Below are 26,604 nucleotides of genomic sequence, written 5' to 3' on the forward strand. Positions count from 1 at the left end.
CGGCGTTCCTCAGTTGATCTGGACCAGACTACCCTGGACGGTCAGGATCCCCGACGACTTGAGGGTCGTCTGGGTATTGGCCGAGGCGGTGAACTCGGTCTGCGCTGTGTGGCTGACCTGCATGCCCTCCATGGTTGCCTGCTGCACGGCCTTCAGGGCAAGATTTCCGTCAGCACTGACGGCGATATTGCCCTTGGCCGACAGCGTCATGTTGGAGGCACTGTCCAAGGTGATGCCGCTGGCGGACAGGGTGGCGCTGTTGCTGTTGCAATCCTTCAGCGTCACGCTCTTGCCCGCATCGTCCAGAGTGACCTGCTGCCCGGCGGGGGTCAGGATCTGGATGACCTTGTTCTGCTCGTCAAAAGTGACTTCCAGCTTGGTACGGGTGACGATCCCCTTTTTGGTGTTGTCCTGATCCGGCGGCAGGGGCGGTGGGCGACCCTTGCTGTAAACCGACCCCACGATTACCGGATAGCGGGGGTCCTGATTCATGAAAGCCACCACCACCTCGTCCCCCACCTCGGGAAAGAACACCGCCCCAATGCCGTTGGAGGCATAAAAGCTGCCAAGGCGCGCCCAGACGCCGGGATTGCCCGAGGCCTGCAACAGCGGCAAGGTCACATAGACGCGGAATTCACCGTCAGGATCGCCCGAGACCTTTTGCACGATGCCGGTCTGTAACCCGGGAATGGGTGCCACCAACCCGGCAGCGCCCGGCGCGGCAATATTGGGCGAGGTGGCCGCGAACCAGTCCGGCGACAGGCCGATGGTCACCGTGGTGATCCAGCGGCCATCGGTGATGTCATGATGCGTGCCGCTGACATAGGCAGTGCCGTTAAAACGCCCACCCAGCCCGGCCAAGGTGATGGTTTTGCCGGTTTGCGCCAGAGCACTGCCCTGAAACGCCACCGTGCCCCGGATTTTTGCCAGCATGGATTTCAGCAGGTCCGCCGACGCCCACGCGGTCAGATTGTCCGGTGAGTCAAAGCCCGCCGTCTGCTGCGGTGCGGCGGCGATATCAAAGACCTTGGCCAGATCCGCGCTGCTGAGATTGCCCGGCTCGGTCACCGAAGCGCTGGCCCCCGATGATTGGGCCACCTGCAAGGTGGCCATGTCCCAACTATAGCTGGTCAGGGCACTGGCGGCGTACTGGGTTTCCGCGTCCATGGTCAGCGCCAGTTCGTAGATCGATTCACCGAAGGTGACGGTCAGGGTCGGCGACGTGCCGGTGTCCGGCGGTGCCACCGACACACTGTTGCCGCTGGCCACCACCACCATGCCGTTGACCCCGGCCCGGATCAGCATCAGGTCCCAGTCGCTGCAATAATACTGCACCACCACCGGCTGCTGCGTGCTGGTGGACTGAACTTTGGCCGTCAGTCCCGACGCCTCGATCAGCTTGCTGATGATCTGGCTGTCGGTCATGGATTCAAAGATGGCGTTCGACCGGGCCAAGGTCATCTTGATGCTGTTGTCGGTGGCCTCGACAATCAGCCGGGGAGCGCCATTCTCGCTGATCTCGAGGCTTTGTTTGGTGACAACGCCCGTGAACAACGTGCTGTTGAGGCCATCATAGCCAGCGGCGATTTCCAGCGTGGCCCCGGGCACAAAACTGTCAGACGCACTGAGGTCAAAGTTTTGTTCTGACGCGCTGCCATCAAAAAACACCAGACGCGCCCCTGGCAGCCGGTTCACTTCGGTCCAGCACTGCACCGACACCACCTGCATGCTGTCGATCACCTTGCCATTGGCCGTGATGGTGAAGCTGTCGAGGGAGCCGGCGGCCTGTAGCGGTGACGGAGCGGTCATGACGGCACCTCGCTCAGCGGCGGAAACAGCAATTGCGACCCGACCTTCAAATTGCGGAAATCCGACAGGCCGTTGACAGCCGCCACCCGCAGATAGGGCAGGCTGGTGCCATAGATGCGGTAACACAGATTGGGCAGGGTTTCGCCGACCTTGACCGTCACCAGATGGGACAGGTCAGGCGAGGAGTTATTGGCTTCCTTCGCCAGTTGCTGCTCGCTGGTAAAGCCCAGAAAGGTACAGGACGCCTTGGCCCGCAATGGGCTGCCGTCCGGCATGAACAGGGTATAGTCCAGACCGAGGGATTGCAGCCGACACTGAAACTGCAACGTCCCCCACGAAAGCCACAGGTAATTGGGGCTGTGAATGGTGCCGTTGTAATCGAACACCAGCTTCTGAAATGCCGCCAGCTGATCAGCAATGCCGTTGGGAGGTGGCAACAGGCTGGGATTGGGGCTGGGCACCACACCGGTGCCATCGAAAATCAGATCCAGCGTCACCGTGTCGGTGGCAATGCGGTTGAAATCGGGGGACGGGCCGTTGCTGCCCTGTGCCTGCCGGTTGTTATAGCAAATCTTGTATTTGTACGTGTACGAAGCCGGGTTAATCCAGACCACGAAGGCCGGGCCGAGTTGCGTCGTGAAACTGGCATCGGAATAGGCCAGAATCTGCATCTTCTCAAGGCTGCCAAGCACGGCCATCTCAGCGATCCCGCAACGTACGCAGGGCCGCCAGCACCCGGCGGGTCGTCAAGGTGACGATCTGCTCCACCTGAGCGTCAGACAGGGGCTGGCCGCAGGAGCCGTCCTCGGCCCCCGCCCGCTCGCCGCCCGCTTCCGGTGCGCCACCGCCCTGCACCCGCATGCGGATACTGACTTCGTTGATGTGCAGAGTCATGGCCCCTCCCCTACCCCATCAAAGCCGAAACCGATGCCGCCATGGCGGTCACCGTGCCCACGGGATAGCGCGTGACATAGGCATACGTAAATTCCATGGTTTCGGTCAGGATTTCATTTTCCATGGAATTGAGGGGGCTGACAGTCCAGCCCACCGGCCAGGCATTGTTAAAGCACCAAGCCACCAGCGGAATGGCATCCTCATCAAGCAGCATGACCACCAAATTCTGGGTCAGAATCGGCACGGTCAGGCTGGAGCCGACAGTCAGGGACGCCCATTCGGCCAGAAAAGAGGCCGATGTGACATAGCCCCGCTTCAACACCAGATTGGGATAACGCCCATGTTTGGGAAGCCGGTGGATATAGCGGTTCTCGCCCCCCTCCACCACGTCCTCGACCTCGAATTTGGCCTCGATGCCCGAGATCTCCTTAAAGCTGGCATCCAGCGACGTAGCCAGCGCCAAAGCCGTTCCCGTGCCAACCACAGACACGGTGAACCGGAACCCCGGCGGCGGATAATAGTTTTCCGTCGGTGAGATGGGCATGAACAGAACGAACTCCGTGGCCGATACCATCAGGGGCCGATGCCACCAGAATGGGAAGGCCGGAACACCGGCCCTCCCGTCTGGCCCTATGATCAGGGGGCCGAAATGGTCAGCGTCTCGTAGGCGATTTCCACCGACTCGACCGCCACCTCATTGCCTTCCGACTTCAGGTCCGTGCCGGTCACTTTGGTCGGCCAGGCATTGTTCAACGTCCACACCATCTTGGGTGTCCCCGTCTCGTCCAGCAGGTTGATGACCACCGCCTGTCTGGCAATGGTGTTCATCTTGATCTGGTTGAACCAGTTCCACAACGTCGCGTCGTTGACGAAAATGCCCTTGCGCATGGTGACGTTTCCGACCTTGCCCAGACCCGGCATCTTGATCGGATAAAAGCTCGGGCTGTCGCCATGGCGGTACTCGATGGGCCGGGCTTCGGAATCCAGCCCCGTCACTTCCTGAAAGCTGACGGTATTGCCGCCAATGGTCACCGAGAAATAGAATTTTGGCAGTGGCCAAATGTTATTCTGTACTTCACCAGTCATCAAATCCTCCTGTCGGCCAGATCATGTCAAGGCCGCACGATTAGCCCGATCAGGTGCCCTGCATCTGCTGTTTGAAGGTCAGCTCGATGAATTCGGCCGGGTGAACCATTTGCAGCGTCACGGAGACGATCATGTAGCCGTTCAGGATATCCTGCGCGGTCATGGTGCTGCCCAGACCGCACTGCACGCTGAACGCGTCGCTGGCCTTGTCGCCCATCAGCCCCCCCTGCGTCCAAAGACCGGTCAGGAAGTTGGAAATGGACGCGGTGACCGTCACCCAGGTCTGGCCGACATTGGGGGCAAAGACCGTTTGCTGAAGCGAGGTTTTAATGGACTGCTCGATATAGATCAGGGTGCGGCGAACCTGAATATAGCGGTAGTCATTGCTGTTGCCATCCAGGGTGCGGGCACCCCAGACCACCGGGCCACGATTGACAAAATAGCGCACCACATCGATGGCGATACCGTTCAACGGCACGTTCAGCGGGCCCTGCTGATCATCGGTCAGGGCGATCGTCGGGCTGATCACCGAGGTCAGGCCCAGATTGGCCGGAGCATTCCACACACCGCGGTTCTGGTCGTTCTGCGCCCAGATCCCGGCGATGGGGCCACTGACCGGTGCCACATTCATATCGGCGAGGATCAGGCTTTCCAACTGCTTCATCAGCGGCAGGGCGTTGACCAGAAACTGATTCAACTGCGCCACAGTCTTGGGCTGGGTGGCAGGATCGACGCTGGACACCGGCGGCGACGGCACCGGTACATAATCCGGCAGCATCTGCCAGACTGCGGCCATAACCTGATTATATTGTGCGGTGCCATAGCCATAGAGCTGCTCGGCCTGCGCGGTCAGCAGCAGGGCCAAGGTCTCAGCGGTGCTGCTGTCCGGCTCGAAAATGTTCAGGTTGGTGTAGTCCACCTCGGACGAGGTGACGATGGAGGTCTTAACCGCCGGGAAATAGGCTGACCCATAGCTGTAATAGTCAGAGCTGCTGCCCACCGCCGTATAGAACTGGTTGGCCTGATCCGTGATGGTCAGAGGATTCCAGGTGGCCGGATTCGTCGAATCCCAGAGATCCAGAATGGCCACACGGTCCTGTAGATTGCCACACAGGGCCAGAGTTGCCGCCGTCAGGCTGGAGTAATCCGCCTCGGACTCCAGCTGACAGGAGTCGGGGATCACCACCATGGTCGGCCCGACCTGACTGCCGCTGGCCGCCAATCCCGCCTGAAGATCGGCGACCTGAATCGTGGTGCCAGAATCCGTGGCGGTGGTCTGGCTGTTGTTCAGGTCACCATTATAATTGCTGACCGACACCACATAGCAGTTCCCGCCGCCATTGGCGTAAAACAGCCGCAGGGCGTTGTACATGTAGAAGGTGCTGTCGGCACTTTGCTCAAGCTTGTAATAGCCCATGTCCGACGGCCCGCCGGTGCCGGTGGAGGCCATGAAGTCATAGTCATTGGACGACCCGGCAACGATGGAGAATTTCGGCCGGAAACCATAGCCGAAATAGCTTTGATAGTCGGCCAGGGATGACAGCGCCGTGGGTTGCAGATAGATGGGCTTGTTGCTGACCGGATCCAGCGCTTTTTCTGTGTAGCCAATAAACACCGGAACCGCGGTTTGCACCCCAACGATGGAGGGCGGAAATGCCGGTAGTTCGGTTATGTATACCCCCGGCGTCTGCCGGGACAAATAGCTGCTCATCGTCTTCAACCTCCAGGCAAGAAAGCTTGTCGAGACACAAAAGAAAGAGCGACTACGTCCAGCACACCGAAAGCCGGGGGCTCCCCCTATCCCGATGGGTCTGCAACGACTCTTTTCAATCTTAGCGAGAGTACACGATAAGATTCCAATTTTCGAAAAGACTCTCTGAGGATTTTCAAAATTTATATGTTACAGCAACAATCTTAAGACCAAAGGATATGATATCAAACGTATACATATATCTCTGAGACCGGCCCATTCTGCCCCGGCCAGACCGGCGCAGGTGGGGCAAGTGGCAGAGACGTCACAGAGACATCGCTGCCGACAAAAAACGGACCGTCACGCTGGCCACTGAGTTGGAAACGCTGCTCCGGCTGTTGTGACAGGGGCAGCCTGCGATCAGACCAGAAGGGAATGGCACAGTCGCCCGTCGGCAGGATGACAGGCGATGCCTGCTGAAAGCTGGCCCCGGTCCCGGTGATTTGCAGGGCGCTGAGCCCCCCGCCCCGCCCCTGTGGCACCACATAGTAGACCCACCAGCTTCGCCGGGCTGCGAACTTCAGTTCCAGATCAAGGGGGGTTACCGCAACCTGATCCCCGTCACGGGTGATAGGATACATCCCCGCCGCCCCGGGCGTGGGCGGGCACAACAGAAGGTCGAGAAAGCACATCGGCAGCGGGCTGGCGATGGTGCGCAGTTTCCACGGCCCCGTGCGGATCAAACCGGTGTCATAAGTGGAACACAGTTGATACAAGCCCTCGGCCTGACCGATGAAATCCACCGATACGGTCCCGCCGGTTCCGCCAGTTCCGGGCGGCGAGGATGGATAGGCCGGGCCGGGCGCGGTCACCACGGCCTGTCCGGCGATATCCAGGGCCTGCACCTCGATCAGGTCAGGGGAAGCCTTGACATCAATCGTCTGAGGCAACACCCCCTTGATGCTTGCGGCGGTAACACGGCGACCGGGTTGAAGGTCCTTCAGCCCATGCTCCTGATGGGCCTGCCGGTTGGTGAAGTACAGATTTTCCCGCGCCGGATTGAAGCTGAGCGGCAGTTCGGTGATACCGACAAACGCCGGATTGGTGCAGACCAGAGCAAACGACAGCCTGGGCCATTCGCCGACCTTGCGCACCCGCTCGATATAGGCGATCAGGCTGGGCAGCAATCCCGCAGGACAGGATATGCTAAAGCCAGTGCCAAAGTCCTGCACTGCCAGTCCAATCGTTTTCAACACCGTTACCGTGGATGGCGTTGCCATCACCTGAAAATCCGGGCAACGCCGCTCATTGCCGTTATAGTAATCGTGGCGGAAGCGCACGGTGAACAGGGGTTGATAAGGCTTCGTGGAGGCCCCATGCGCCGGAGCCGTCAGTCCCTGTGTTCTGCTTTTGCCCAGCATCAGACGGCGTTCACGGATCAACATGGCGCCGCCCCCACCTTAATACCCAATGCCCGGCTGGCCGGACGTCTCAAACGCCCCCACAGCGACGGCCTTGCTGCTCATGGCGGTGCTGGCAAAGGGCAGCAGACGGATTTTATAGAACACCGACGGCAGATATTTGGCGCCCAGCATGCCCATCACATAATTGAGATCGACCGGGTCGAGATTCACAAACTCAAGGTTCAGCTTGTCGATGGCCGGGTCCAGACCGGGCAGGTTCTGTTGATTGAAATAAGGATTTTGTTGGAAATAACTGATGGTCCGGCTGATAGCCACTAAGCCATCCCTATAGTTTTTGTTATAGAAATTGGCGATAAAGGCAACGTTGACATCAAGATACAACGGCGGCGTCACCTGCCCATATTTCCCTTCCGGGCCACGCAACATGGGGTTAAACGTGCTGATGACCTTTTCATCCTGCATGCTGGTGACGCACAACACGATCTTATTGATGGCAGCCTCGTAGGGTTTTCCGTCCACATCGACGATGTTGGACAAGATCACCCAGTCTTCAGGACGGTTGTCGAGATTCTGGATGGAATCGTTCAGGCGGCCTCGGATCAACTCAAGCGTGGTGCCAATCAAGTCCATGACAGTGTGTTACCCCCAATGCCCCTGCCTCAAGCCGTCCAGCACGGCCATGGCGTGAACGCGAGGGGCGGCATTAAGCTGAGCCTGCCATGCCCCCTCCCCCATCCGGCGTTGAACCGTAAAACTATTCCCGTCAAACGCTGCCCGGTGTGCGTATACATCAAACACCTTACAATGATAGGATGCCATAAGACCCCCATCCCCCGGAATAGGAAGAGGGTTCAGCAAACACAACTATGTGTCAATAAAATACACCACAAACCAACCCTTGCATTTGTTTGCATCATCATCGTCGCGCCCATGACGGCTGCCCCGTTTGGCCTGCTGCCTGACGCGGGGCCAACGGGGGGGGGACAGAAGACCTGCCCCGCCTCAGCCGGAAGATCGGGCATATCTCCGACACCGCAAAACGGCGGAAGGAGATTGCAGCGGTTCTGGATACCCTGTCCGATCAGCCCCGGCAGGTTGAAATCAAGCCCTCTCTGGAGAACAAGGCAACTGAGCTGCGGCAGATCACCATCCGCCGCTCCGTCACCGTGCGGAACCTGCGCTTCTACAGCCCATGGCCCTTGAACAGGACCCCATGGACCACAGGCCGAACAATCTGGTCCGCCCTGCGCCAGCCGCCGGGAAACCGTCTGGAAGCCCTGAAAGGGAACCGGGAGGGACAGCACAGCATCCGGATCAATGACCAGTGGCGGATCTGCTTCCGCTGGGTTGAGGGCCACGCCGAAGACGTGGAAATCGTGGACGATCACGAAGGCAAGGAGACACCCCATGTTGGCCCCGACCCCGCCGGTCCACCCCGGTGAAATCCTCCGCGAAGAATTCATGCAGCCCCTCGGCCTGACCGCCCATGCGGTGGCGCAGGCCTGCCATGTGCCACGCACCCGGATTGAACGCCTGTTCCGTCTGGAAACGCCGGTTACGGCAGACACCGCCCTGCGGCTGGGCCGGGCCTTTGGCACCGGGCCGGAATTCTGGATGAATCTTCAGGCGCTCTACGACCTTGGCAGCACCATGCCGGACGATCTGGATCAGGTCCGCCCCTTGGTAGCGGCAAAATAAGCGTCTGCCGTTGGTGCCCGGGTTCGCAACAGGCGACGGGTTCTTCGTCGAAGAACGTTATGGCCGGGCTGAAGGCCAAGAACGTCCCCACCAAGGAAGCGGAGGCGCGGACCGAGGAGGCGGTGCTGATGAGCGACGGCAGCCTGATCTTCTCCTCCAACCCCGGACGGGTGGCGGCGGAGATCCGCGTCGAGCGGTCGCGCCGTGAAGGACGGCCTCGTGCAGGGCAGCCCGTGCAGGGCGGACGTCACCGCAAAACCCGTTCAATCTGGCGCTGATGCGGCTGATCGACGAACAATTTCTGGAGACGCCCTATTACGGGGCTCGGCAGATGGCCGGGCAATGGCGTCCTTCGGCACCGGCGACAAAATGGCGGCGTAACAGCATCCGGGATTAGCTTATTTTTGCCGCCGAACTGTCCGAACGGACGGAGCCACCTCTCCACAGCCGGTCCAAGCGGTGCGATATGATCGATCGGAGGTTTGTCCGCCGCCACCCGTGCCGCCAGCGCCACCTGCACATCGTAAGCGATGGCGATCCCCCGGATCAGGTCGGCACCCTGACAACCTTAGAGACTGAGCCACCGCCATAAGCGGGGGAATGACATCGCCTGGACGAGGGTATCCGGCGGTAAGGGCATCGTGACACCCGCTGGCCTCGCGCAGGATGACACCGCTGGCCCAAGCCGCCCATTCCGGCGACACCAGACAGGCTGCCGACGCCCCGAACAGACCAGCACCGGAAGGCGAAGGATGCAGAATGGCCCGATCCCGTGCCGCGCCCCCTTTTCCCCACCCCAATGCCAGCGCGGCCAAAGCGGCGGTGTCGATGATGCGATCTATCACCAAGGAGGGCACGACATCGGCCTCCACTGGAAAATCAGACACCGCCGTCGCAATGTCCCAGGCTAGGGCATCCATCACCGATGGAAAGCCCAACGCCTTGAGCAGCCGCGCCTGATGAAAGGTCATGGTACGTCGCGGGCAACCGGGACCGGGCGCCCATCCTCGTCCACCGCGACCATGACGAAACGCCCCTGAACAGCCAGGCAACGTTCCCCGCTGGTCAGACCTTCGGCGAAGGCCTCGACCCGCACGACCATGGACGTCCGTCCGACGCTTTCGACCTGCGCCGTACATTCCAACATCTGCCCCACCTTGACCGGGGCCAGGAAATCCACGCGATCGGATGCCGCCATGACCACCGGCCGACGCGCCACGCGACTGGCGGCCACGACCGCGGCCTTGCCCATGAGACTGAGCGCGGTACCCGCGAACAGCGTTCCGTGATGGTTGGCCTGTTCGGGAAAAATCACCTCGATCAGCCTGCACTCGGCATATCCCGGCATGTTGCTCATGATCAGCCTTTCGCTTGCGCAACGGGAAATTATTTGCAAATTTACGCTGATGCATTTGCCGATAAACTCCTGAATAAGTGAGGCTTTGCGAGCGAATGCGCGTGATTTTGCAAATATTGCGAAGGATATTCCATGCGGAAGGCATTCATGGGCGCGCGTCTGCTGCGCCTGCGCGAGGAGCGCGGACTGACCCAGGCCGCACTGGCCCGGATGCTGGAACTGTCCCCCAGCTACCTGAACCAGCTTGAACGCAACCAGCGCCCGCTGACGGTGCAGGTTCTGCTGAAGATCAACGCGGTCTTCGGCGTCGACGTGCAGATGTTTTCCGAAGACGAAGAAGCGCGCCTGATCGCCGACCTGCGCGAAGCCCTAAGCGAATCCGGCACCGGCGTATCGGTATCGGAGATCAAGGCCTTCGCCGCCGACATGCCGGTGATCGGCCGGGCGCTGGTGGCGCTGCACCGCCAGGCGCGGGCCGGCAGCGAACGGCTGGAGGCGCTGGCGGCCACATTGGGGGCGCCTCTGGAGAGCCTTGCCTCCGCCCCGCCACTGATGCCTTACGAGGAGGTGCGCGACTTCTTCTACGACCGCCACAACCATGTCCCCGAACTGGACGAAGCGGCGGAAAAGCTGTTCCTGCAAGGCGGGCTGGAACCCGGCGCCATGGATGTCGGGCTGGAGCGTCTGTTACAGGACCGCCACCGCATCCGCATCCGGGTGGAAAGCGAGACGGAGATCGGCGGGCAGCGTCAATTCGATGGCGACAACCGCCTGCTGCGATTGTCGCGTTCGCTGGAATCCGGCCAGCGCGCCTTCCAGATGGCGACGCAACTGGCCTTCCTGGAACACCGCCAGGAACTGGAAAAGCTGGTGCAATCCCCCCGGCTGACCAGCCCGGAATCCCGGGCGCTGGGGCGGATCGGCCTTGCCAATTACTATGCCGGAGCGCTGATCCTGCCCTATGGCGCCTTCCTGACGGCAGCCGAGGATCTGCGCTACGACATCGACCTGCTGGGAACCCGGTTCGGCGTCGGCTTCGAGACCATCTGCCACCGCCTGTCCACCCTGCAACGCCCGGGGGCACGCGGTATCCCCTTCTTCTTCGTCCGCGTCGATCGCGCGGGCAACATATCGAAGCGGCAATCGGCCACCGATTTCCACTTCTCGCGCGTCGGCGGCACCTGCCCACTTTGGAACGTCTACGAAGCCTTCGCCAGCCCCGGCCGCATCCTGACCCAGATGGCGCAAATGCCCGATGGCCGCGCCTATCTGTGGGTGGCCCGCACGGTGACCCATGACCACAACGGTTACGGTGCCCCGGGCAAGACCTTCGCCATCGGCCTGGGCTGCGACCTGCGTCACGCCGCGCGGCTGATCTACGCCCGCGGCCTTGATCTTGGCGACCCGGCGGCGGCCACTCCCATCGGTGCCGGATGCAAGGTGTGCGAACGTCCGTCCTGCCCGCAACGCGCCTTCCCGCCGCTTGGCCGCAAGCTGTTGGTGGACGAACGCCGCAGCCGCTTCGAACCCTATGCCGCAAGCTGAGGCTTGACTCTGCCCAAGCGGACTCCTACGGTATCTTGTTCTCCGGTTCCCCGGACACCACAACATCCGGGGCTAAGAGGGACGCCGGTGCGAAACCGGCGCTGCCCCCGCAACTGTCAGCGGCGAGTGTTCCTCCATGCATGCCACTGGGGTTTCCCCGGGAAGGCCGGACGGAAGACGATGGCCCGCGAGCCAGGAGACCTGCCGTGACACGTCAAACGTCCACGGGCGGGGTGGTGGTCAATTACTGGCTGTTCCACGTTTATCCGCCCGAGGTGGGACAGGCCCACCGCGACGGCGACATCCATATCCACGACCTCGACATGCTGGCGGGCTCGAGCAGGTTCTCCAGTCCATCCAGGAACTGGTCTACAACCTCAACGTCCCGTCGCGCTGGGGCACCCAGACGCCGTTCACCAACCTGACCTTCGACTGGACCTGCCCCGACGACCTGAAGGATCAGGTTCCAGTGATCGGCGGTGAGGAGACGGATTTCACCTATGGCGAGCTTCAGGCCGAAATGGACCTGATCTTTCCCGGCGACACCAACCATCACGGCACGCTGTTCGGCGGCACCGCGCTGGCCCATGTGGGCGAGACCGCCGAAATTACCGGCCGCATCGTCCGCGCCGGAACCCGGTCGCTGACGGTCGAGGCGGAACTGGTGGCGGACGTGTTGCACACCGGCGAACGGCGGCTGGCGGCCGAGGAAGGTTTCACCATGGTCGCCGTGGATGATTGAAACTACGGGGCCGAAGGTTTCCCTTCGGCCCCGTAGTTTCCCCATCGCCGCGATCATGGGGCAGCGTTGCACGTGTCGGATGGAGAAGAGGAGCACGCGCGGCGGAATGGAGGGAAGCTGATCAGACGCCGAACCGGGCCTTGGCCTCGATGCGGCGGGAATGCAGGACCGGCTCGGTGTAGCCGCTGGGCTGGACCCGCCCCTTGAACACCAGATCGCAGGCCGCCTGAAAGGCGATACTGCCGACGAAATCGGCGGCCATCGGGCGGTAAAGCCGGTCGCCCGCATTCTGCCCGTCCACCACCGCCGCCATCCGCTTCAGGGTCTCCATCACCTGCTCCGCCGAGCACACCCCGTGATGCAGCCAGTTGGCCATATGCTGGCTGGAGATGCGCAAGGTCGCCCGGTCTTCCATCAAGGCGACGTCGTTGATGTCGGGCACTTTCGAACAGCCGACACCCTGGTCGATCCACCGCACCACATATCCCAGGATACCCTGGGCGTTGTTGTCCAGTTCCGCCTGGATTTCGGCAGGAGTCAGGCTGCGGCCGCCCAGCAACGGAACCGTCAGGATGTCGTCCAGACTGGCCCGGGGACGGTCGCGCAACAAATGTTGGCGCTCAGTAACGCTGACGTCATGGTAATGCAGGACATGCAGGGTCGCCGCTGTCGGCGACGGCACCCAGGCGCAATTGGCCCCGGCCATGGGATGGCCGATCTTGGTTTCGACCATCTGGCGCATCTCATCGGGTTTCGGCCACATGCCCTTGCCGATCTGACCGCGTCCGTTCAGCCCGCACTCCAGACCTATATCGACGTTCCAGTTTTCATAGGCGGCGATCCAAGGCTGCTTCTTGATCTCTTCCTTGGGCAGGAACGGCCCGGCCTCCATGCTGGTATGGATCTCGTCGCCGGTCCGATCCAGGAAACCAGTGTTGATGAAGACAATCCGATCAGCAACCGCCCGGATGCATTCCTTCAAATTGACCGTCGTTCGCCGTTCCTCGTCCATCACACCCACCTTGATGGTGTGGCGGGCCAAGCCAAGCGCGTCCTCGACCCGATCGAACAGATCGTTGGTCAAGCGGGCCTCGTCGGGACCATGCATCTTCGGCTTGACGATATAGAGGCTTCCGGCGCGGCTGTTGCGCGACGGGCCGGTCCCTTTGAGGTCATGGATGGCGGCCAGGGTGGTGACCATGGCATCCAGGATGCCTTCGGGGATCTCCTTCCCCTGATACAGCACCGCATCGGTGGTCATCAGATGGCCGACATTGCGCACCAGCAACAACGACCGCCCCGGCAGAACCAGTTCGGAACCGTCGCTGCCGACATAGCGGCGATCGGCGGCCAGAATCCGGGTCTGGGAGCGCCCGTCCTTCTCGAACGTCTCCGCCAGGGTTCCCGTCATCAGCCCCAGCCAGTTGCGGTAGGCGGCCACCTTGTCGGCGGCATCGACGGCGGCGATGGAATCCTCGAGGTCCTGGATCGTCGTCAGGGCAGATTCCAGGACAACGTCCTTGACCCCCGAAGCCACGCTGCCGCCGATCTGGTGGGAACGGTCGATCTGAATCTCTATGTGCAGGCCGTTATGCCGCAACAGAATGGCGTCAGGGGAATCCGGCTGTCCGCGATACCCGGCGAACTGGGACGGTTGCGCCAGGGCGACGGTCTGGCCGTTGTCCAGGGTAACGCGGAATTCGCCCGCCGCGATGCCATAGGCGACGACCTGGGAATGGCTGCCGTCAGTCAGCGGCACCGCGCGGTCGAGCAAAGAATTGGCATAGGCGATCACCGCCGCCCCGCGCACCGGATTATAGCCACCCTGCCGGGTCCGGCCGTCGTCCTCGCCGATGACATCGCTGCCGTAAAGCGCATCATACAGGCTGCCCCAACGGGCATTGGCGGCATTGAGGGCAAAACGGGCGTTCATCACCGGTACCACCAGTTGCGGCCCCGCCATGGTGGCGATCTCGGCATCGACACCCGTGGTGCCAACCTGAAAGGCGGGACCTTCCGGCACCAGATAGTCTATTTCGGCCAGAAACGCCTTGTAGGCGGCAAAATCGAACGGCTGCCCGCGCTGCGCGAGATGCCAGGAATCGATGCGGCCCTGCATCTCGTCGCGGTGTTCCAGCAGGGCGCGGGTGCGGGGCGCCAGTTCGATGACGATCCGTTCAAGACCATTCCAGAAGGCATCGGCAGCCACGCCGGTTCCGGGGATGATGTCCCGAACGACCAGATCATGGAGTGCCGGATCGATCGACAGATCACCAAAAGCAATGCGTTGGGTCATGGGGACGTAACCTCTGTCACGAGAAAGTCAGCGTTCCGGGGCGGAACGGGTTCGTCTTCGGCCAGACGGCATGGCCGCTCATCCCCCCACTCGGGGTCCGGGGGATAGGAGCAGGATCCCGCACCGGGAATGGCGAAGACAAGCGCGTCGTCATGCATGAACGAAGCTCCCTGGCTGGCATGGTCCGTCCGGGGCCGAAAGGTTCAGCCCCGGACAAGACCGGCTTCATTGCACGGGCATCAAGCCCCCGTAGCTTCGGCTACCTTGATCACCGGCGCCATCTGATCGCCCCATTTTCCGGTGCCGCAGTGATAGCGGGAACACCGCAGCAATTCGATCGTGGCCCCGGCCTCCACCGCCTGGGCGATGGAGTGATTCAGCCGGTGGAGATCATTGGCGACGCGGCGGATCGCCGTGTCCAGGGCGGAACCGGATTGTTCCTCCGGCAGAAGTTCCTCGATGCTCATTCTATCCTCCTATTGTGCGGCCGCTTCGAACTGATTCATGGTGTTGTGCGCGCCGCCGGCCTTCAACGCCCGCTCGCCCGCCACCATCTCCTTGAAGGTGTCGCCCAGATCGCTGCCCACCTCGTGCTGATGCTTGACCGCGCTGACGCCCCGGCGGATTTCCTCGCGCTGGACGGTGTTGACGTAGGCCAGCATACGGTCGTCCCCGAAATAGCCGCGCGACAGCTCGTCGGTGCTCTTGGCGGTCAGATGGAAGGTCGGCAAGGTGATCAGGTTGTGGAAGACACCGGCCTGGGTGGCAAGGTCCCCCTGGAAGCGGCGCAGGCGGTCATCCGCCTCGCGGCCCAGATCGGTGGCGTCGTATTCAGCCCCCATCAGCGCCGTGCCGTCCGGGAAATCGCCCGCCTGGATGCGGCCTTCGGCGATCCAGTCGGCGCGCACCTGCTTGCGCAGGTTGAGCGTCCAGTTGAAGGACGGCGAATTGTTGTAGGTCAGCTTGGCGTTGGGCACCACCTTCCGGATTTCGTTCACCATGGCACCGATCTGAGCGACGTTGGGGGTGTCCGTCTCGATCCACAGCAGGTCGGCGCCGCCGAGCGTCAGGCTGGCGATGCAATCCTCGACCACCCGCTGGACGCCAGTGCCGTCCTGAAAGTAGAACAGGCCGTTGGCGGCGCGCAGCGGGCGGACCAGCCTGCCGTCGCGCCAGATCGCCACCTCGCCCTCGCGCAGCGGCGCAGCCTCGGTAATCTCCTCGGTCTTCAGCCACTTGATGTACTGGGACGCGAGGTCGCCTTGGGCCTGCGACACCGGCACCTTCTGGGTCAGACCGGCGCCCAGACTGTCGGTGCGGGCGACGATGACGCCCTCGTCCACCCCCAGTTCCTCGAAGGCCAGGCGGCAGGCGCGCAGTTTCTCGATGAAATCCTCGCGCGGCACGGTAACCTTGCCGTCCTGGTGGCCGCATTGCTTGGCGTCGGACACCTGATTCTCGATCTGGATGCAGCAGGCGCCGGCCCGGATCAGTTCCTTGGCCAACAGATAGGTGGCGTGCTCGTTACCGAAACCGGCATCGATGTCGGCGATGATTGGCACCACATGGCTCTCGAAACCGTCGATGCGGGCGATGATGGCGTTGATGGCATCCTGGCTGGCGCCTTCCTGGCGGGCGGTGCGCAGTTCCTTGAACAGATCGTTCAGCGCCACCTCGTCGGCTTGGCGCAACGAGATGTAGATTTCCTGGATCAGGTCGGCCACCGCCGTCTTCTCGTGCATGCTCTGGTCGGGCAGGTGGCCGAAGCGGTTGCGCAGGCCCGCCACCATCCAGCCGGACAGATAGACATAGGCGCCCTTGGTGGTGCCGCGCAGGCGCTTGACCGCCTTGATCATCTGCTGGGCATGGAAACCCGACCAGCAGCCCAGCGACTGGGTGAAACGGGTGGGATCGGCATCATAGGCGGCCATGTCGGCGCGCATCACCTTGGCCATGGCACGGGCGATGTCGAGATGGGTGTCGAAGGTGTTCTGAATCTTCAGTTGCACCACGTCGTCGACGGAAACGCCGCCGGGAATCGTGCCGTCGGGATAGCGGCGCAGGATGTCGGCGCGGATGGCGGCATAGGTCTTGCTGGTCATCGGAGGTTTCTCTTTGCTTTTGTCGATTGGGTTATTGGGCGGCGACGGCGGGGCCGAAAAACGGTTCCAGCCGGGGGGCCAGGCAGATTTCCAGAAACAGCTCGCGGGCGGCGGCGAAGCGGCCGCCGATAAGGGGCGCGGTTTCCTCGGCGACGATCTGCCGCAGCAGCATGGACCCCAAGCCACGCCCGGTATCCATGGTCACGCCGTGATGGTGCCAGTGCCACACCTGGGCGCAGCAGATCTCGGCCTCGGCAGCCTCTTCCACACGGCCCCGATCGCGCAACCACGCCTCAAGGCACTGCACGGCAACGCAAATGTTGCCGCGCGGATCGTCGTCGGTCACGGCATCAGCCGGGCAATGGGGCAGCGCCTCGCCGTCGGGCAAATTCACCTGCTGATCATCCATGACATCGAACCTTTCACTGTGGCGATGGCATAAACAATCTTCACATTGCGGCGCCGCACGGCAATTGCTAAAACTATAAAAAATGTTGCTATGTCAATGCATTGACTAGACCAGCAGTGTTTTTGTGAATTTTGTAAATCGGCGAGTGAGATGGCGGACAGGAAGATATTTGCCGGCCCGAGGGTGCGGCGGCTACGCCAGAATCTGGGGGTGACCCAGGCGGCCATGGCGAAGGATCTGGGTATCTCGCCCAGCTACCTGAACCTGGTGGAACGCAACCAGCGTCCGCTGACCGCCCAACTGGTGCTGCGGCTGGCCGAGACCTACAGCCTGGACCTGCGGGAGTTGAGCGGCGAGGGCGAGACCCGGCTGGCGGCCGAGGTGACCGAAGCTCTGGCCGATCCGGTGTTCACCGGCCTGACCCCGGCGGCGGCCGAGGTCATGGAGGTCGCCGCCGGCTCGCCCGCCATGGCCCAGGCCTTCCTGTCGCTGTACCGGTCATACCTGCGCGCCGTGCGCGGTGACACCGACCCAACCGACTTGGCCACCGCCCGCGACCGACGGCCGCCGGGCGAAGGCGAACGCTTCCCCATCGAGGAAGTACGCGACTATTTCCACGCCCATTCCAATTTCATCGCGGAAATGGACGCCGCCGCCGAGGATTTGTGGGGCAGATTAGGAAGCCACGACGATCTGCTGGCCGGGCTGCGCGCATATCTGCGCGAGCATCACGGCATCCGCGTCAGCGTCCTGCCCGTCCATGCCATGCCCGACACCCAACGGCGTTTCGACCGCCACAGCCGACGGCTGTTCCTGTCGGAATTGCTGCCCATGCCCAGCCGCGTTTTTCAGACCGCCGTGCAGGTGGCGCTGGAGGGGCACGGCCCATTGCTGGATCATCTGGTGGAGAAGGCGGCCTTGCGCACCGAGGATGCCCGCCGGTTGTGCCGCATCGGCCTAGCCAACTATTTCGCCGGAGCCCTGATGATGCCCTATGGGCCGTTCCTCGAAGCGGCGAAAAAGTTACGCTACGATGTCGCCGTGCTGGCCGGACGCTTCGGCGCCAGCATCGAGCAGGTGGCCCACCGCCTGTCCACCTTGCAACATCCTGACCGGCGGGGCGTGCCGTTCTTCCTGCTGCGGCTGGACAATGCCGGCAACATATCGAAGCGCTTCGCGGCAGGCGGTTTCCATTTCGCGCGGTTCGGCGGCACTTGCCCGCGCTGGCGGGTCCATGATGCCTTCGCCACGCCGGGCCAGACCATCGTGCAACCGGTGGAACTGCCGGACGGCACCATCTATCTGACCATCTCGCGCACGGTGGAATCCGTGCCGCCGCCCTATCCCCAGGCACCGCGCAAACTGGCCATCAGCCTGGGCTGTGAAATCAGCCATGCCGCCCAGGTGGTCTACGGTGACGGACTGGATCTGGACAATCCATCCGCCGTCACCCCCATCGGCGTCACCTGCCGCATGTGCGAGCGCCCCAACTGCCCGTCCCGCGCCTTCCCGCCCATGACCCGGCCGCTGGCCATCGACGCCAGCCGTAAAAACCTGTCAGCCTTCGAGTTCGGGTGAATCCGCCCGGCGCCATGCCATGATGATGCCGGGGGATTCCGCGAGTTCCAATGTCTTGTCCGCAGGGTGGGTGGCGACGGTGATCAGACCGCCCTTGCTGAAGGTCGCCGAACCGGACCTGGGCAAACGCCCGTCCTTGCTCCAGCGCAGGCGCTCCCGCGTCGATATGCCGAGCACGCGCTCCACCACCTTGGGGTGGAACGGACGAGAGGCGATAGAAACAAGCCGCGTATCCAGCTTGTGGAGTAAATCGAAAGCAGCGTGGTCGTCGATCGTACCGAGGACGTAGAACCGACGCTCGGAAGAACCCTGCGAAACGTGCCCGAGCCGTTTGGCGACAGCCCTCACGGCCCGTCGCACTTCCCTCTCCCGAAAGCGCAGAACCGCATTTTCCGCGACGCACCGATCAAAAGAAATGACCATGCCCGTGTTGTTCCACTCAAACTCCAGATGGCGGTAGAACGACTTGTTTTTCCGCCGCGATGGAACGTGCATGGACCACACTCCGAATAGCTGTGCAGATCCGCACCATAGCGTGCGGGTATCCTGCCGTTCAAGCTGCCACACTTTCTGACAGGAGCGTCAAAGCGGCGATCGCCGTTCGATCTCGAGCCCGGCACCCGAGGCGCCAGGAATGGCGTCGCGCTTTTCCACCCGGACCCGGCGAACACGAGCATCGTCAAGGCATAGGACGGTAATGCGCTCAGCCAAGGTCTCCACAAGTTTGACATGCCCGGAAGCCACCACCCCCCCCCCGGATATTGGTGGCGATACGTTCATAGCAAACGACATTTTCCAGATCGTCTTGCAAATCCTGAGCGGTTTCGCAGACAGCAAGGTCAAGATTGATCCGGATCGGCTGGGTTCGTCCCAGTTCGGAGGGATGGACACCGATCTGCGCATCCAACTCGAAATCGCGGATAAAGACATGCCGCAGTGCGCGTTCCGCCATCCATGAAACCGGCACCTTAGCCCGCGCCGCCGACCGGCTGCATGTCACCCAATCGGCGTTGTCCCACCAGATCAAGGGGCTGGAACAAGCCCTCAGTCTTCCGTTGTTCCTGCGCCCAGCGGGGGTGGGACCCGCAGCCGTACGCCAAATCGAGCTGACGGCGGTCATTCTGCTGCTGGTCGCCAGTCATCGCGGAATCGCCGTTCTGCCCGATTGGGTCATCAACGAGGCTGCGCGGCAAAGCAACCTCGCCATTCGTCCACTGACCGAGAACGGATTGCGCCGCACCCTGTTCGCCGCGATGCGTCAGGGCGAGAGCAGCGCGCCATTCATGGCCGATTTCATCACCATCGCGCGACAACGAAACAAGGCTTGATCCTTCGCAAACCTTGCAAATTCGCAAGGACACGTCGTCAGTTCTCCACCTTTTCAGGCATTCACCAAACGGGGGTCTGTTCCCGATGATGCGGCCACGGCAGCGGAAGACGGCATGAGTTTGTCCCGCAGCAGCCAGACCGCATCAGTTCGGAGGAAACGTCCCATGAATGCCCCCGAGACCACCACCACGGCCACCTTCAAGCCCAAGAAGTCCGTGGCGCTTTCCGGCGTCACGGCGGGCAACACCGCGCTGTGCACCGTCGGCAAGACCGGCAACGACCTGCGCTATCGCGGCTACGACATCCTCGACATCGCCGAGCGCTGCGAGTTCGAAGAAGTCGCCCACCTGCTGGTGCACGGCAAGCTGCCGACCATCGCCGAGCTCAAGGCCTACAAGACCCGTCTGAAGGCACTGCGCGGCCTGCCGACCAACGTCAAGGAAGCGTTGGAATGTCTGCCTGCCTCGGCCCATCCCATGGACGTCATGCGCACCGGCGTTTCCGCCCTGGGCTGCGCGCTGCCGGAAAAGGACGACCATAATCTGCCCGGCGCCCGCGACATTGCCGACCGCCTGATGGCCTCGCTGGGCTCCATGCTGCTCTACTGGTACCACTGGTCCACCAACGGCAAGCGCATCGACGTCGAGACCGATGACGACTGCATCGGCGCCCACTTCCTGCACCTGCTGCACGGCAAGAAGCCGTCGGAGCTGTGGGAACGGGCCATGCATACCTCGCTGATTCTCTATGCCGAGCACGAATTCAACGCTTCGACCTTCACCAGCCGCGTCATCGCGGGCACCGGTTCCGACATGTATTCGGCCATTACCGGCGCCATCGGCGCGTTGCGCGGCCCCAAGCACGGCGGCGCCAACGAGGTCGCGTTCGAAATCCAGAAGCGCTACGACAATCCGGACGAAGCCGAGACCGACATCCGTCGCCGCGTCGGGAACAAGGAAGTGGTGATCGGCTTCGGCCACCCTGTCTACACCGTATCGGACCCACGCAACGAGGTGATCAAGGGAGTCGCCCACAAGCTGTCGGTGGATGCCGGTTCGACCAAGATGTTCGACATCGCCGCCCGACTGGAAGCGGTGATGTGGGACGTCAAGAAGATGTTCCCCAACCTCGACTGGTTCAGCGCCGTCAGCTACCACATGATGGGCGTTCCCACCGCCATGTTCACCCCGCTGTTCGTCATCGCCCGGACCTCGGGCTGGGCGGCGCACATCATCGAGCAGCGCATCGACAACAAGATCATCCGCCCCAGCGCCCATTACGTCGGCCCCGATGATCGCGCCTTCACCGCCATCGACCAACGTCATTGAACGGCGGGAGCGACATGAACATTCTCTATCGCAAGCCCCTGCCCGGCACGCAGTTGGACTATTACGACGCCCCGGCCGCCGTGGACGCCATCCATCCCGGCGGCTGGGCCGGATTGCCCTATGTGTCGCGCGTGCTGGCCGAACAACTGGTGCGCCGCTGCGAGCACTCGCTGCTGAACGATGCCCTGCGCCAGTTGGTCGAACGCCGCCGCGACCTCGACTTCCCCTGGTATCCGGCCCGCGTGGTCTGTCACGACATCCTGGGCCAGACCGCTTTGGTGGATCTGGCCGGTCTGCGCGACGCCATTGCCGCCCAAGGCGGCGACCCGGCCAAGGTCAACCCGGTGGTGCCGACCCAACTGATCGTCGATCACTCGTTGGCCGTCGAACATGGCGGCTTCGACCCCGACGCCTTCGCCAAGAACCGCGCCATCGAGGACCGCCGCAACGAGGACCGCTTCCACTTCATCGAATGGACCAAACGCGCCTTCGGGAACGTGGACGTGATCCCGGCCGGTAACGGCATCATGCACCAGATCAACCTGGAGAAGATGTCGCCGGTGGTTCAGGTCCGCGACGGCGTGGCCTTTCCCGACACCTGCGTCGGTACCGACAGCCACACGCCGCATGTGGACGCGTTGGGCGTCATCGCCATCGGCGTCGGCGGGCTGGAGGCCGAGACCGTAATGCTCGGCCGCGCCTCGATGATGCGCCTGCCGGATATTGTCGGCGTCCATCTGACCGGCACGCGCCGGCCCGGCATCACCGCCACCGACATCGTCCTGGCGCTGACCGAGTTCCTGCGCAAGGAACGGGTGGTGGGCGCCTGGGTCGAGTTCTTCGGTGACGGTGCCGCCAAACTGTCCATCGGCGACCGTGCGACCATTTCCAACATGTGCCCGGAATATGGCGCCACCGCCGCCCTGTTCCACATCGACGGCCAGACCATCGACTATCTGCGGCTGACCGGCCGCGCACCGGAGCAGGTGGCGCTGGTCGAGACCTATGCCAAGATTCTCGGCCTGTGGGCCGACGCGTTGGAGACAGCGGAATACGAGCGGGTCTTGGAATTCGACCTGTCCGGGGTCGAACGCAATATGGCCGGACCGTCCAATCCGCACCGGCGCTTGCCGACCTCGGCACTGGTGGAACGCGGCATCGCCGTCGGGCTCGACAAGGCCCAGGCCGAGGAACGCGATGGGTTGCTGCCGGACGGCGCGGTCATCATCGCCGCCATCACCAGCTGTACCAACACCTCCAACCCGCGCAACGTGATCGCCGCCGGTTTGCTGGCGAAAAAGGCCAACGCATCAGGACTGGTGCGCAAGCCATGGGTCAAGACCTCGTTCGCACCGGGATCCAAGGTCGCCAGATTGTATCTGGAAGCGGCGGGATTGCTGCCCGAACTGGAAAAGCTCGGCTTCGGCATCGTCGCCTACGCCTGCACCACCTGCAACGGCATGTCCGGCGCCCTTGATCCGGCCATCCAGCAGGAAATCATCGATCGCGACCTCTATACCACCGCCGTTTTGTCGGGAAACCGCAATTTCGACGGCCGTATCCACCCCTACGCCAAGCAGGCGTTCCTGGCTTCGCCGCCGCTGGTGGTGGCCTATGCCATGGCCGGGACCATGCGGTTCGACATCGAGCGCGACACACTGGGCACCGACGTGGCGGGAAATCCGGTCACGCTCAAGGATCTGTGGCCGTCCGACGAGGAAATCGACGCCATCGTCGCCACCTGCGTGCACCCCGAGCAATTCCACGCGGTCTACGACCCGATGTTCGCGCCACGCGGCGCATGCCGGGAAACGATCAGCCCGCTCTACGATTGGCGTCCTCAATCCACTTATATCCGCCGCCCCCCCTATTGGGACACCGAAGGCATCGGTGCCCTGGCCGCCAGCCCACGCACCCTTCGCGGCATGCGGCCCCTGGCCGTGCTGCCCGACAACATCACCACCGACCACCTGTCGCCGTCCAACGCCATCCTGGCCAATTCGGCGGCTGGCGAGTACCTGACCCGCATGGGCGTCCCGGAGGAGGATTTCAATTCCTACGCCACCCATCGCGGCGACCACCTGACCGCCATGCGCGCCACCTTCGCCAATCCGCAACTGGTCAACGAAATGGCCGTGGTGGACGGAACGGTGAAAAAGGGCTCACTGACCCGGCTGGAACCGGACGGCAAGGTCATGCGCATGTGGGAAGCCATCGAAACCTACCTTGAGCGCAAGCAACCGCTGATCGTCGTCGCCGGTGCCGATTACGGCCAGGGGTCCAGCCGCGACTGGGCGGCCAAGGGGGTGCGTCTGGCCGGTGTCGAAGCCATCGTCGCCGAAGGCTTCGAACGCATCCACCGCACCAACCTGATCGGCATGGGCGTGCTGCCGCTGGCGTTCAAGGCAGGCACCACGCGGCTGACCCTGGGCCTGGATGGCAGCGAGACCTATGACGTGCTGGGGGAACGCGCCCCATGCGCCGATCTGACCCTGGTCATTCACCGCCGCGACGGTAAAGTTCTGGAGGTGCCGGTCACCTGCCGCCTCGACACCGCCGAAGAGGTGTCCATCTACGAGGCCGGAGGCGTGCTGCAACGCTTCGCACAGGATTTCCTGGCTTCGGAAAAATCCCTGAAGGAAACCGCGTGATGGCATCCGCACCGCAAATCCGCATCCCCGCCACCTATATGCGCGGCGGCTCCAGCAAGGGAGTGTTCTTCCGCCTGGACGATCTGCCGCAACGGTGCCGGATACCGGGAGAGGCCCGCGACCGGCTGTTCCAGCGGGTGATCGGCAGTCCAGACCCTTATGGCAAGCACACCGACGGCATGGGCGGCGCTACCTCCAGCACCAGCAAATGCGTCATCCTGTCGAAAAGCACGCAAGCCGACCACGACGTCGATTACCTGTACGGCCAGATCGCCATCGACACCGCCTTCGTGGACTGGTCGGGCAATTGCGGCAATTTGTCCACCGCCGCCGGTGCCTTCGCCATTCACGCCGGGCTGGTCGATCCGGTACCCCGAAACGGCATCTGCACCGTCCGCATCTGGCAGGCCAATATCGGCAAGACCATCATCGCCCATGTGCCGGTGACCGATGGCAAAGTGCAGGAAACCGGTGATTTCGCGTTGGACGGCGTGACCTTTCCGGCGGCGGAGATCGTCCTGGAATTCGTCGATCCGGCGGATGACGGCGCCAATGGCGGTGCCCTGTTCCCCACCGGTAACCCGGTGGACGAACTGGAGGTGCCGGAAACGCTGGTCCCCGGCGGCAGGTTGAAAGCCACGCTGATCAATTCCGGCATCCCCACCATCTTCGTCAATGCCAGCGATCTCGGTTATGACGGCACCGAGTTGCAGGAGGTCATCAACGGCGATCCGCAGGCGTTGGCGCGCTTCGAGTCCTTGCGGGCGATCGGTGCCGTGCGCATGGGGCTGATCAGGGACCCCGCCGAGGCATCCAAGCGTCAGCACACCCCGAAGATCGCCTTCGTCGCCCCGCCCGCCGATTACGTCGCCTCCAGCGGCAGGACGGTCAAGGCCGGGGACATCGACCTGCTGGTGCGCGCGCTGTCCATGGGAAAGCTGCACCACGCCATGATGGGCACGGCGGCGGTCGCCATCGGCACCGCCGCCGCCATTCCCGGAACGTTGGTCAATCTGGCGGCGGGTGGCGGGGCGCGCCAGTCGGTCCGCTTCGGCCACCCGTCCGGCACGCTTCGCGTCGGCGCCGAGGCCGAGCGGGAAAACGGCCAATGGAAAATCACCAACGCCATCATGAGCCGCACGGCCCGCATCCTGATGGAAGGCTGGGTCCGTGTACCCAGCGACTCGTTCTGAACCAGGAGGAAACAACAGTGTCCACCCGTAAGAAACTCAAGGAAATCGCCGAATCTCGCCGCGGCACCATCGTGCCCGGCGCCTTCAACGCGCTGTCCGCCAAGGTGGTGGCCGATCTGGGCTTCGAGGCCATTTACGTGACTGGCGCCGGTGTCACCAACATGTGGTTCGGCATGCCCGACCAAGGCTTCATGGGATTGGCCGAGATCGCCGACCACACCGCCCGCATCCGCGACGCCGTCGAGGTCCCCCTGATCGTCGATGCCGATACCGGCTTCGGCAACGCGCTGAACGTCTATCATACCGTGCGCACGTTGGAGCGGGCGGGTGCCGACTGCATTCAGTTCGAAGATCAGATCGCCCCCAAGCGTTGCGGCCATTTCGCCGGCAAGGACGTTATCTCCACCGAGGAGGCGGTCACCAAGATCAAGGCCGCCGTGGATGCCCGCCGCGACCCCAATCTGCTGATCATGGCACGTACTGATGCTGCCGCCGTACATGGCTTCGAGGCCGCCGTGGAACGTGCCGCCAAATTCGCCGAGGCCGGTGCCGACATCCTGTTCGTCGAGGCGGTGACCAGTGCCGACGAAATCCGCGCCTTGCCCCAGCGCCTGTCCAAGCCGCAACTCATGAACATGGTCATCGGTGGCAAGACCCCCATCTTCAATGCCACCGAACTGGACGATCTGGGCTATGGCATCGTGCTGTACGCCAATGCCGCCCTGCAAGGCGCGGTGGCGGGCATGCAGAAGGCGCTGACCGTTCTGCGTGACGAAAAGGAGGTCAAGGAATCGAGCGGCCTCGTCACCCCCTTCGCCGAGCGCCAGCGTCTGGTGGGCAAGCCCGAATGGGATGCCCTTGAAAAGCTCTACAGCTAGAGCATTTTCAGATTGAGTGTGCGTAACCTGCGGCTTTGAAGAAATTTGTGCACTGCTGTGGAGAGAAGCGCTCGATAAGCTTGCCGACCCGATCCCACAGCGCATCAATGGTGCGCTGTGGTTCCTGTGACCTGTTCCCCTGATTGATCCCGGTCAGAAGCTGAGTCCCGTCTCCCTGTGATGCCCGAAATGGGCGGTGATGGCAATGTGGGCCGGGGCATGCCCCGGCCCACATTGCGTTCGCGCTCATGCGGCGGGCTGCGCTGGGGCGATACCGCCCAGGGCGGTGTGTGGGGCCGCACATGATTGTAATCATCCATCCAGTCCGCCAGGACGGCCCGGGCATGGCCTACCGAGCTGAACAGCGTCTCGTTGAGGCATTCATCGCGGAGCTTGCCGTTGAAGCTCTCGACGAAGCCGTTTTGCATAGGCTTACCCGGCGCGATGTAGTGCCATTCCACCCGATGCTCCTGGCTCCAACGTAGCATGGCCATGCTGGTTGACCTGCCTCGAGAAAACTCCTCCAGTTTAAAGTAGAGTCCGCCCATCGAGAGGACGGACGATATGAAGCGCAGCAGATTTTCAGAGGAACAGA

Annotated in this window: 28 protein-coding genes, 1 pseudogene and 1 riboswitch; of the genes and pseudogenes, 12 read left to right on the forward strand and 17 right to left on the reverse strand. The window is 62.6% G+C overall.

The genetic code is table 11. The features are described from left to right. Positions 1-9: 9 nt before the first annotated feature. The 8 genes from vgrG to FHS48_RS18570 form a co-directional block, all read right to left on the reverse strand. Positions 10-1,809: a type VI secretion system tip protein VgrG gene (vgrG, locus tag FHS48_RS18535; RefSeq protein ID WP_184265999.1), complete on the reverse strand. Its 1,800-nt coding sequence runs from the start codon at positions 1,807-1,809 to the stop codon at positions 10-12. Beyond that, positions 1,806-2,507, reverse strand: a complete 702-nt coding sequence (locus FHS48_RS18540; RefSeq protein ID WP_184266002.1) for a CIS tube protein — start codon at positions 2,505-2,507, stop codon at positions 1,806-1,808. The genes vgrG and FHS48_RS18540 overlap by 4 nt, the downstream gene beginning before the upstream one ends. 1 nt (position 2,508) lies before the next feature. Further along, positions 2,509-2,703: a DUF5908 family protein gene (locus FHS48_RS18545; RefSeq protein ID WP_184266005.1), complete on the reverse strand. Its 195-nt coding sequence runs from the start codon at positions 2,701-2,703 to the stop codon at positions 2,509-2,511. Positions 2,704-2,713: 10 nt separating this feature from the next. Continuing rightward, positions 2,714-3,247 (reverse strand): phage tail protein, encoded by a 534-nt coding sequence (locus FHS48_RS18550; RefSeq protein WP_184266008.1) that lies wholly within the window; start codon positions 3,245-3,247, stop codon positions 2,714-2,716. Between the two features lie 92 nt (positions 3,248-3,339). Further along, the gene (locus FHS48_RS18555) at positions 3,340-3,789 is read right to left on the reverse strand and encodes a phage tail protein (RefSeq protein ID WP_184266011.1); all 450 of its coding nucleotides are present in this window, start codon (positions 3,787-3,789) and stop codon (positions 3,340-3,342) included. Positions 3,790-3,838: 49 nt separating this feature from the next. Then, entirely contained in the window at positions 3,839-5,404 is a 1,566-nt protein-coding gene (locus tag FHS48_RS20555) for a phage tail sheath family protein (protein WP_184266014.1), read from the reverse strand. A gap of 320 nt (positions 5,405-5,724) precedes the next feature. Further along, positions 5,725-6,924 (reverse strand): hypothetical protein, encoded by a 1,200-nt coding sequence (locus FHS48_RS18565; RefSeq protein WP_184266017.1) that lies wholly within the window; start codon positions 6,922-6,924, stop codon positions 5,725-5,727. A gap of 15 nt (positions 6,925-6,939) precedes the next feature. After that, entirely contained in the window at positions 6,940-7,533 is a 594-nt protein-coding gene (locus FHS48_RS18570; RefSeq protein WP_184266020.1) for a Pvc16 family protein, read from the reverse strand. A gap of 614 nt (positions 7,534-8,147) precedes the next feature. Here FHS48_RS18570 and FHS48_RS20295 point away from each other — a divergent pair. The 3 genes and pseudogenes from FHS48_RS20295 to FHS48_RS18585 form a co-directional block, all read left to right on the forward strand. Then, positions 8,148-8,345: pseudogene (locus tag FHS48_RS20295) on the forward strand (type II toxin-antitoxin system RelE/ParE family toxin); the annotation flags it as partial. Next, positions 8,311-8,601 carry a HigA family addiction module antitoxin gene (locus FHS48_RS18580; RefSeq protein WP_184266022.1) on the forward strand — a complete coding sequence of 97 codons (291 nt, stop codon included), beginning with the start codon at positions 8,311-8,313 and terminating at the stop codon, positions 8,599-8,601. The pseudogene FHS48_RS20295 and the gene FHS48_RS18580, both read left to right, overlap by 35 nt. Before the next feature lie 59 nt (positions 8,602-8,660). Then, positions 8,661-8,879 carry a hypothetical protein gene (locus FHS48_RS18585; RefSeq protein ID WP_184266067.1) on the forward strand — a complete coding sequence of 73 codons (219 nt, stop codon included), beginning with the start codon at positions 8,661-8,663 and terminating at the stop codon, positions 8,877-8,879. A gap of 689 nt (positions 8,880-9,568) precedes the next feature. On the opposite strand, the gene FHS48_RS18595 is transcribed toward FHS48_RS18585, so the two are convergent. Continuing rightward, complete coding sequence (locus FHS48_RS18595) at positions 9,569-9,958, reverse strand: acyl-CoA thioesterase (RefSeq protein ID WP_184266028.1); 390 nt, start codon at positions 9,956-9,958, stop codon at positions 9,569-9,571. 132 nt (positions 9,959-10,090) lie between these two features. On the opposite strand from FHS48_RS18595, the gene FHS48_RS18600 reads away from it, so the two are divergent. The 3 genes from FHS48_RS18600 (at position 10,091) to FHS48_RS20305 (ending at position 12,245) form a co-directional block, all read left to right on the forward strand. Continuing rightward, a complete protein-coding gene (locus tag FHS48_RS18600; RefSeq protein ID WP_184266031.1) occupies positions 10,091-11,503 on the forward strand; it encodes a short-chain fatty acyl-CoA regulator family protein in 1,413 nt (470 codons plus the stop codon). Between the two features lie 26 nt (positions 11,504-11,529). After that, a riboswitch (cobalamin riboswitch) is annotated at positions 11,530-11,726 on the forward strand. A gap of 13 nt (positions 11,727-11,739) precedes the next feature. Next, a complete protein-coding gene (gene nrdD, locus FHS48_RS20300; protein WP_311769165.1) occupies positions 11,740-11,928 on the forward strand; it encodes an anaerobic ribonucleoside-triphosphate reductase in 189 nt (62 codons plus the stop codon). Then, complete coding sequence (locus FHS48_RS20305) at positions 11,868-12,245, forward strand: acyl-CoA thioesterase (protein ID WP_260402585.1); 378 nt, start codon at positions 11,868-11,870, stop codon at positions 12,243-12,245. The genes nrdD and FHS48_RS20305 overlap by 61 nt, the downstream gene beginning before the upstream one ends. A gap of 121 nt (positions 12,246-12,366) precedes the next feature. On the opposite strand, the gene FHS48_RS18610 is transcribed toward FHS48_RS20305, so the two are convergent. The 5 genes from FHS48_RS18610 to FHS48_RS18630 all read right to left on the reverse strand — a co-directional run bounded on the left by FHS48_RS18610 (position 12,367) and on the right by FHS48_RS18630 (position 17,279). Further along, a complete protein-coding gene (locus tag FHS48_RS18610) occupies positions 12,367-14,541 on the reverse strand; it encodes a malate synthase G (protein ID WP_184266034.1) in 2,175 nt (724 codons plus the stop codon). Positions 14,542-14,780: 239 nt separating this feature from the next. Then, positions 14,781-15,008 carry a hypothetical protein gene (locus FHS48_RS18615; RefSeq protein WP_184266036.1) on the reverse strand — a complete coding sequence of 76 codons (228 nt, stop codon included), beginning with the start codon at positions 15,006-15,008 and terminating at the stop codon, positions 14,781-14,783. A 9-nt stretch (positions 15,009-15,017) separates the two neighbouring features. After that, on the reverse strand, positions 15,018-16,643 hold the full coding sequence (locus FHS48_RS18620; protein ID WP_184266039.1) for an isocitrate lyase: 1,626 nt from the start codon (positions 16,641-16,643) through the stop codon (positions 15,018-15,020). Positions 16,644-16,674: 31 nt separating this feature from the next. Continuing rightward, positions 16,675-17,037, reverse strand: coding sequence for a hypothetical protein (locus tag FHS48_RS18625; protein WP_184266042.1), 363 nt, complete (start codon positions 17,035-17,037; stop codon positions 16,675-16,677). Further along, positions 17,034-17,279: a hypothetical protein gene (locus tag FHS48_RS18630; RefSeq protein ID WP_184266070.1), complete on the reverse strand. Its 246-nt coding sequence runs from the start codon at positions 17,277-17,279 to the stop codon at positions 17,034-17,036. Before FHS48_RS18630 ends, FHS48_RS18625 begins: the two co-directional genes overlap by 4 nt. Here FHS48_RS18630 and FHS48_RS18635 point away from each other — a divergent pair. Further along, positions 17,278-18,630, forward strand: a complete 1,353-nt coding sequence (locus FHS48_RS18635) for a helix-turn-helix domain-containing protein (RefSeq protein ID WP_260402578.1) — start codon at positions 17,278-17,280, stop codon at positions 18,628-18,630. The genes FHS48_RS18630 and FHS48_RS18635 overlap by 2 nt on opposite strands. On the opposite strand, the gene FHS48_RS18640 is transcribed toward FHS48_RS18635, so the two are convergent. Both FHS48_RS18640 and FHS48_RS18645 read right to left on the reverse strand, forming a co-directional pair. Continuing rightward, positions 18,610-19,125, reverse strand: a complete 516-nt coding sequence (locus FHS48_RS18640) for a hypothetical protein (protein ID WP_184266048.1) — start codon at positions 19,123-19,125, stop codon at positions 18,610-18,612. The two genes, FHS48_RS18635 and FHS48_RS18640, sit on opposite strands and share 21 nt — an antisense overlap. Positions 19,126-19,333: 208 nt before the next feature. Beyond that, complete coding sequence (locus FHS48_RS18645; RefSeq protein WP_311769164.1) at positions 19,334-19,582, reverse strand: dihydroneopterin aldolase; 249 nt, start codon at positions 19,580-19,582, stop codon at positions 19,334-19,336. Here FHS48_RS18645 and FHS48_RS18650 point away from each other — a divergent pair. From FHS48_RS18650 to FHS48_RS18670, 5 genes are all read left to right on the forward strand, one after another. Continuing rightward, on the forward strand, positions 19,476-19,958 hold the full coding sequence (locus FHS48_RS18650; protein WP_221443595.1) for a LysR family transcriptional regulator: 483 nt from the start codon (positions 19,476-19,478) through the stop codon (positions 19,956-19,958). The genes FHS48_RS18645 and FHS48_RS18650 overlap by 107 nt on opposite strands. 165 nt (positions 19,959-20,123) lie before the next feature. After that, on the forward strand, positions 20,124-21,287 hold the full coding sequence (prpC, locus tag FHS48_RS18655; protein ID WP_184266050.1) for a bifunctional 2-methylcitrate synthase/citrate synthase: 1,164 nt from the start codon (positions 20,124-20,126) through the stop codon (positions 21,285-21,287). 14 nt (positions 21,288-21,301) lie between these two features. Next, on the forward strand, positions 21,302-23,938 hold the full coding sequence (gene acnD / locus FHS48_RS18660) for a Fe/S-dependent 2-methylisocitrate dehydratase AcnD (protein WP_184266053.1): 2,637 nt from the start codon (positions 21,302-21,304) through the stop codon (positions 23,936-23,938). Next, positions 23,938-25,131 carry a 2-methylaconitate cis-trans isomerase PrpF gene (prpF, locus tag FHS48_RS18665; protein WP_184266056.1) on the forward strand — a complete coding sequence of 398 codons (1,194 nt, stop codon included), beginning with the start codon at positions 23,938-23,940 and terminating at the stop codon, positions 25,129-25,131. Before acnD ends, prpF begins: the two co-directional genes overlap by 1 nt. A 17-nt stretch (positions 25,132-25,148) precedes the next feature. Then, positions 25,149-26,009, forward strand: a complete 861-nt coding sequence (locus FHS48_RS18670; protein ID WP_184266059.1) for an isocitrate lyase/PEP mutase family protein — start codon at positions 25,149-25,151, stop codon at positions 26,007-26,009. A gap of 104 nt (positions 26,010-26,113) precedes the next feature. Here FHS48_RS18670 and FHS48_RS20315 read toward each other — a convergent pair. Beyond that, on the reverse strand, positions 26,114-26,604 hold a 491-nt coding region (locus FHS48_RS20315), incomplete at its 5' end, for an integrase core domain-containing protein (protein WP_260402579.1).

It is taken from the genome of Novispirillum itersonii, from assembly GCF_014205675.1.
GTDB classification, from domain to species: domain Bacteria; phylum Pseudomonadota; class Alphaproteobacteria; order Rhodospirillales; family Rhodospirillaceae; genus Novispirillum; species Novispirillum itersonii_A.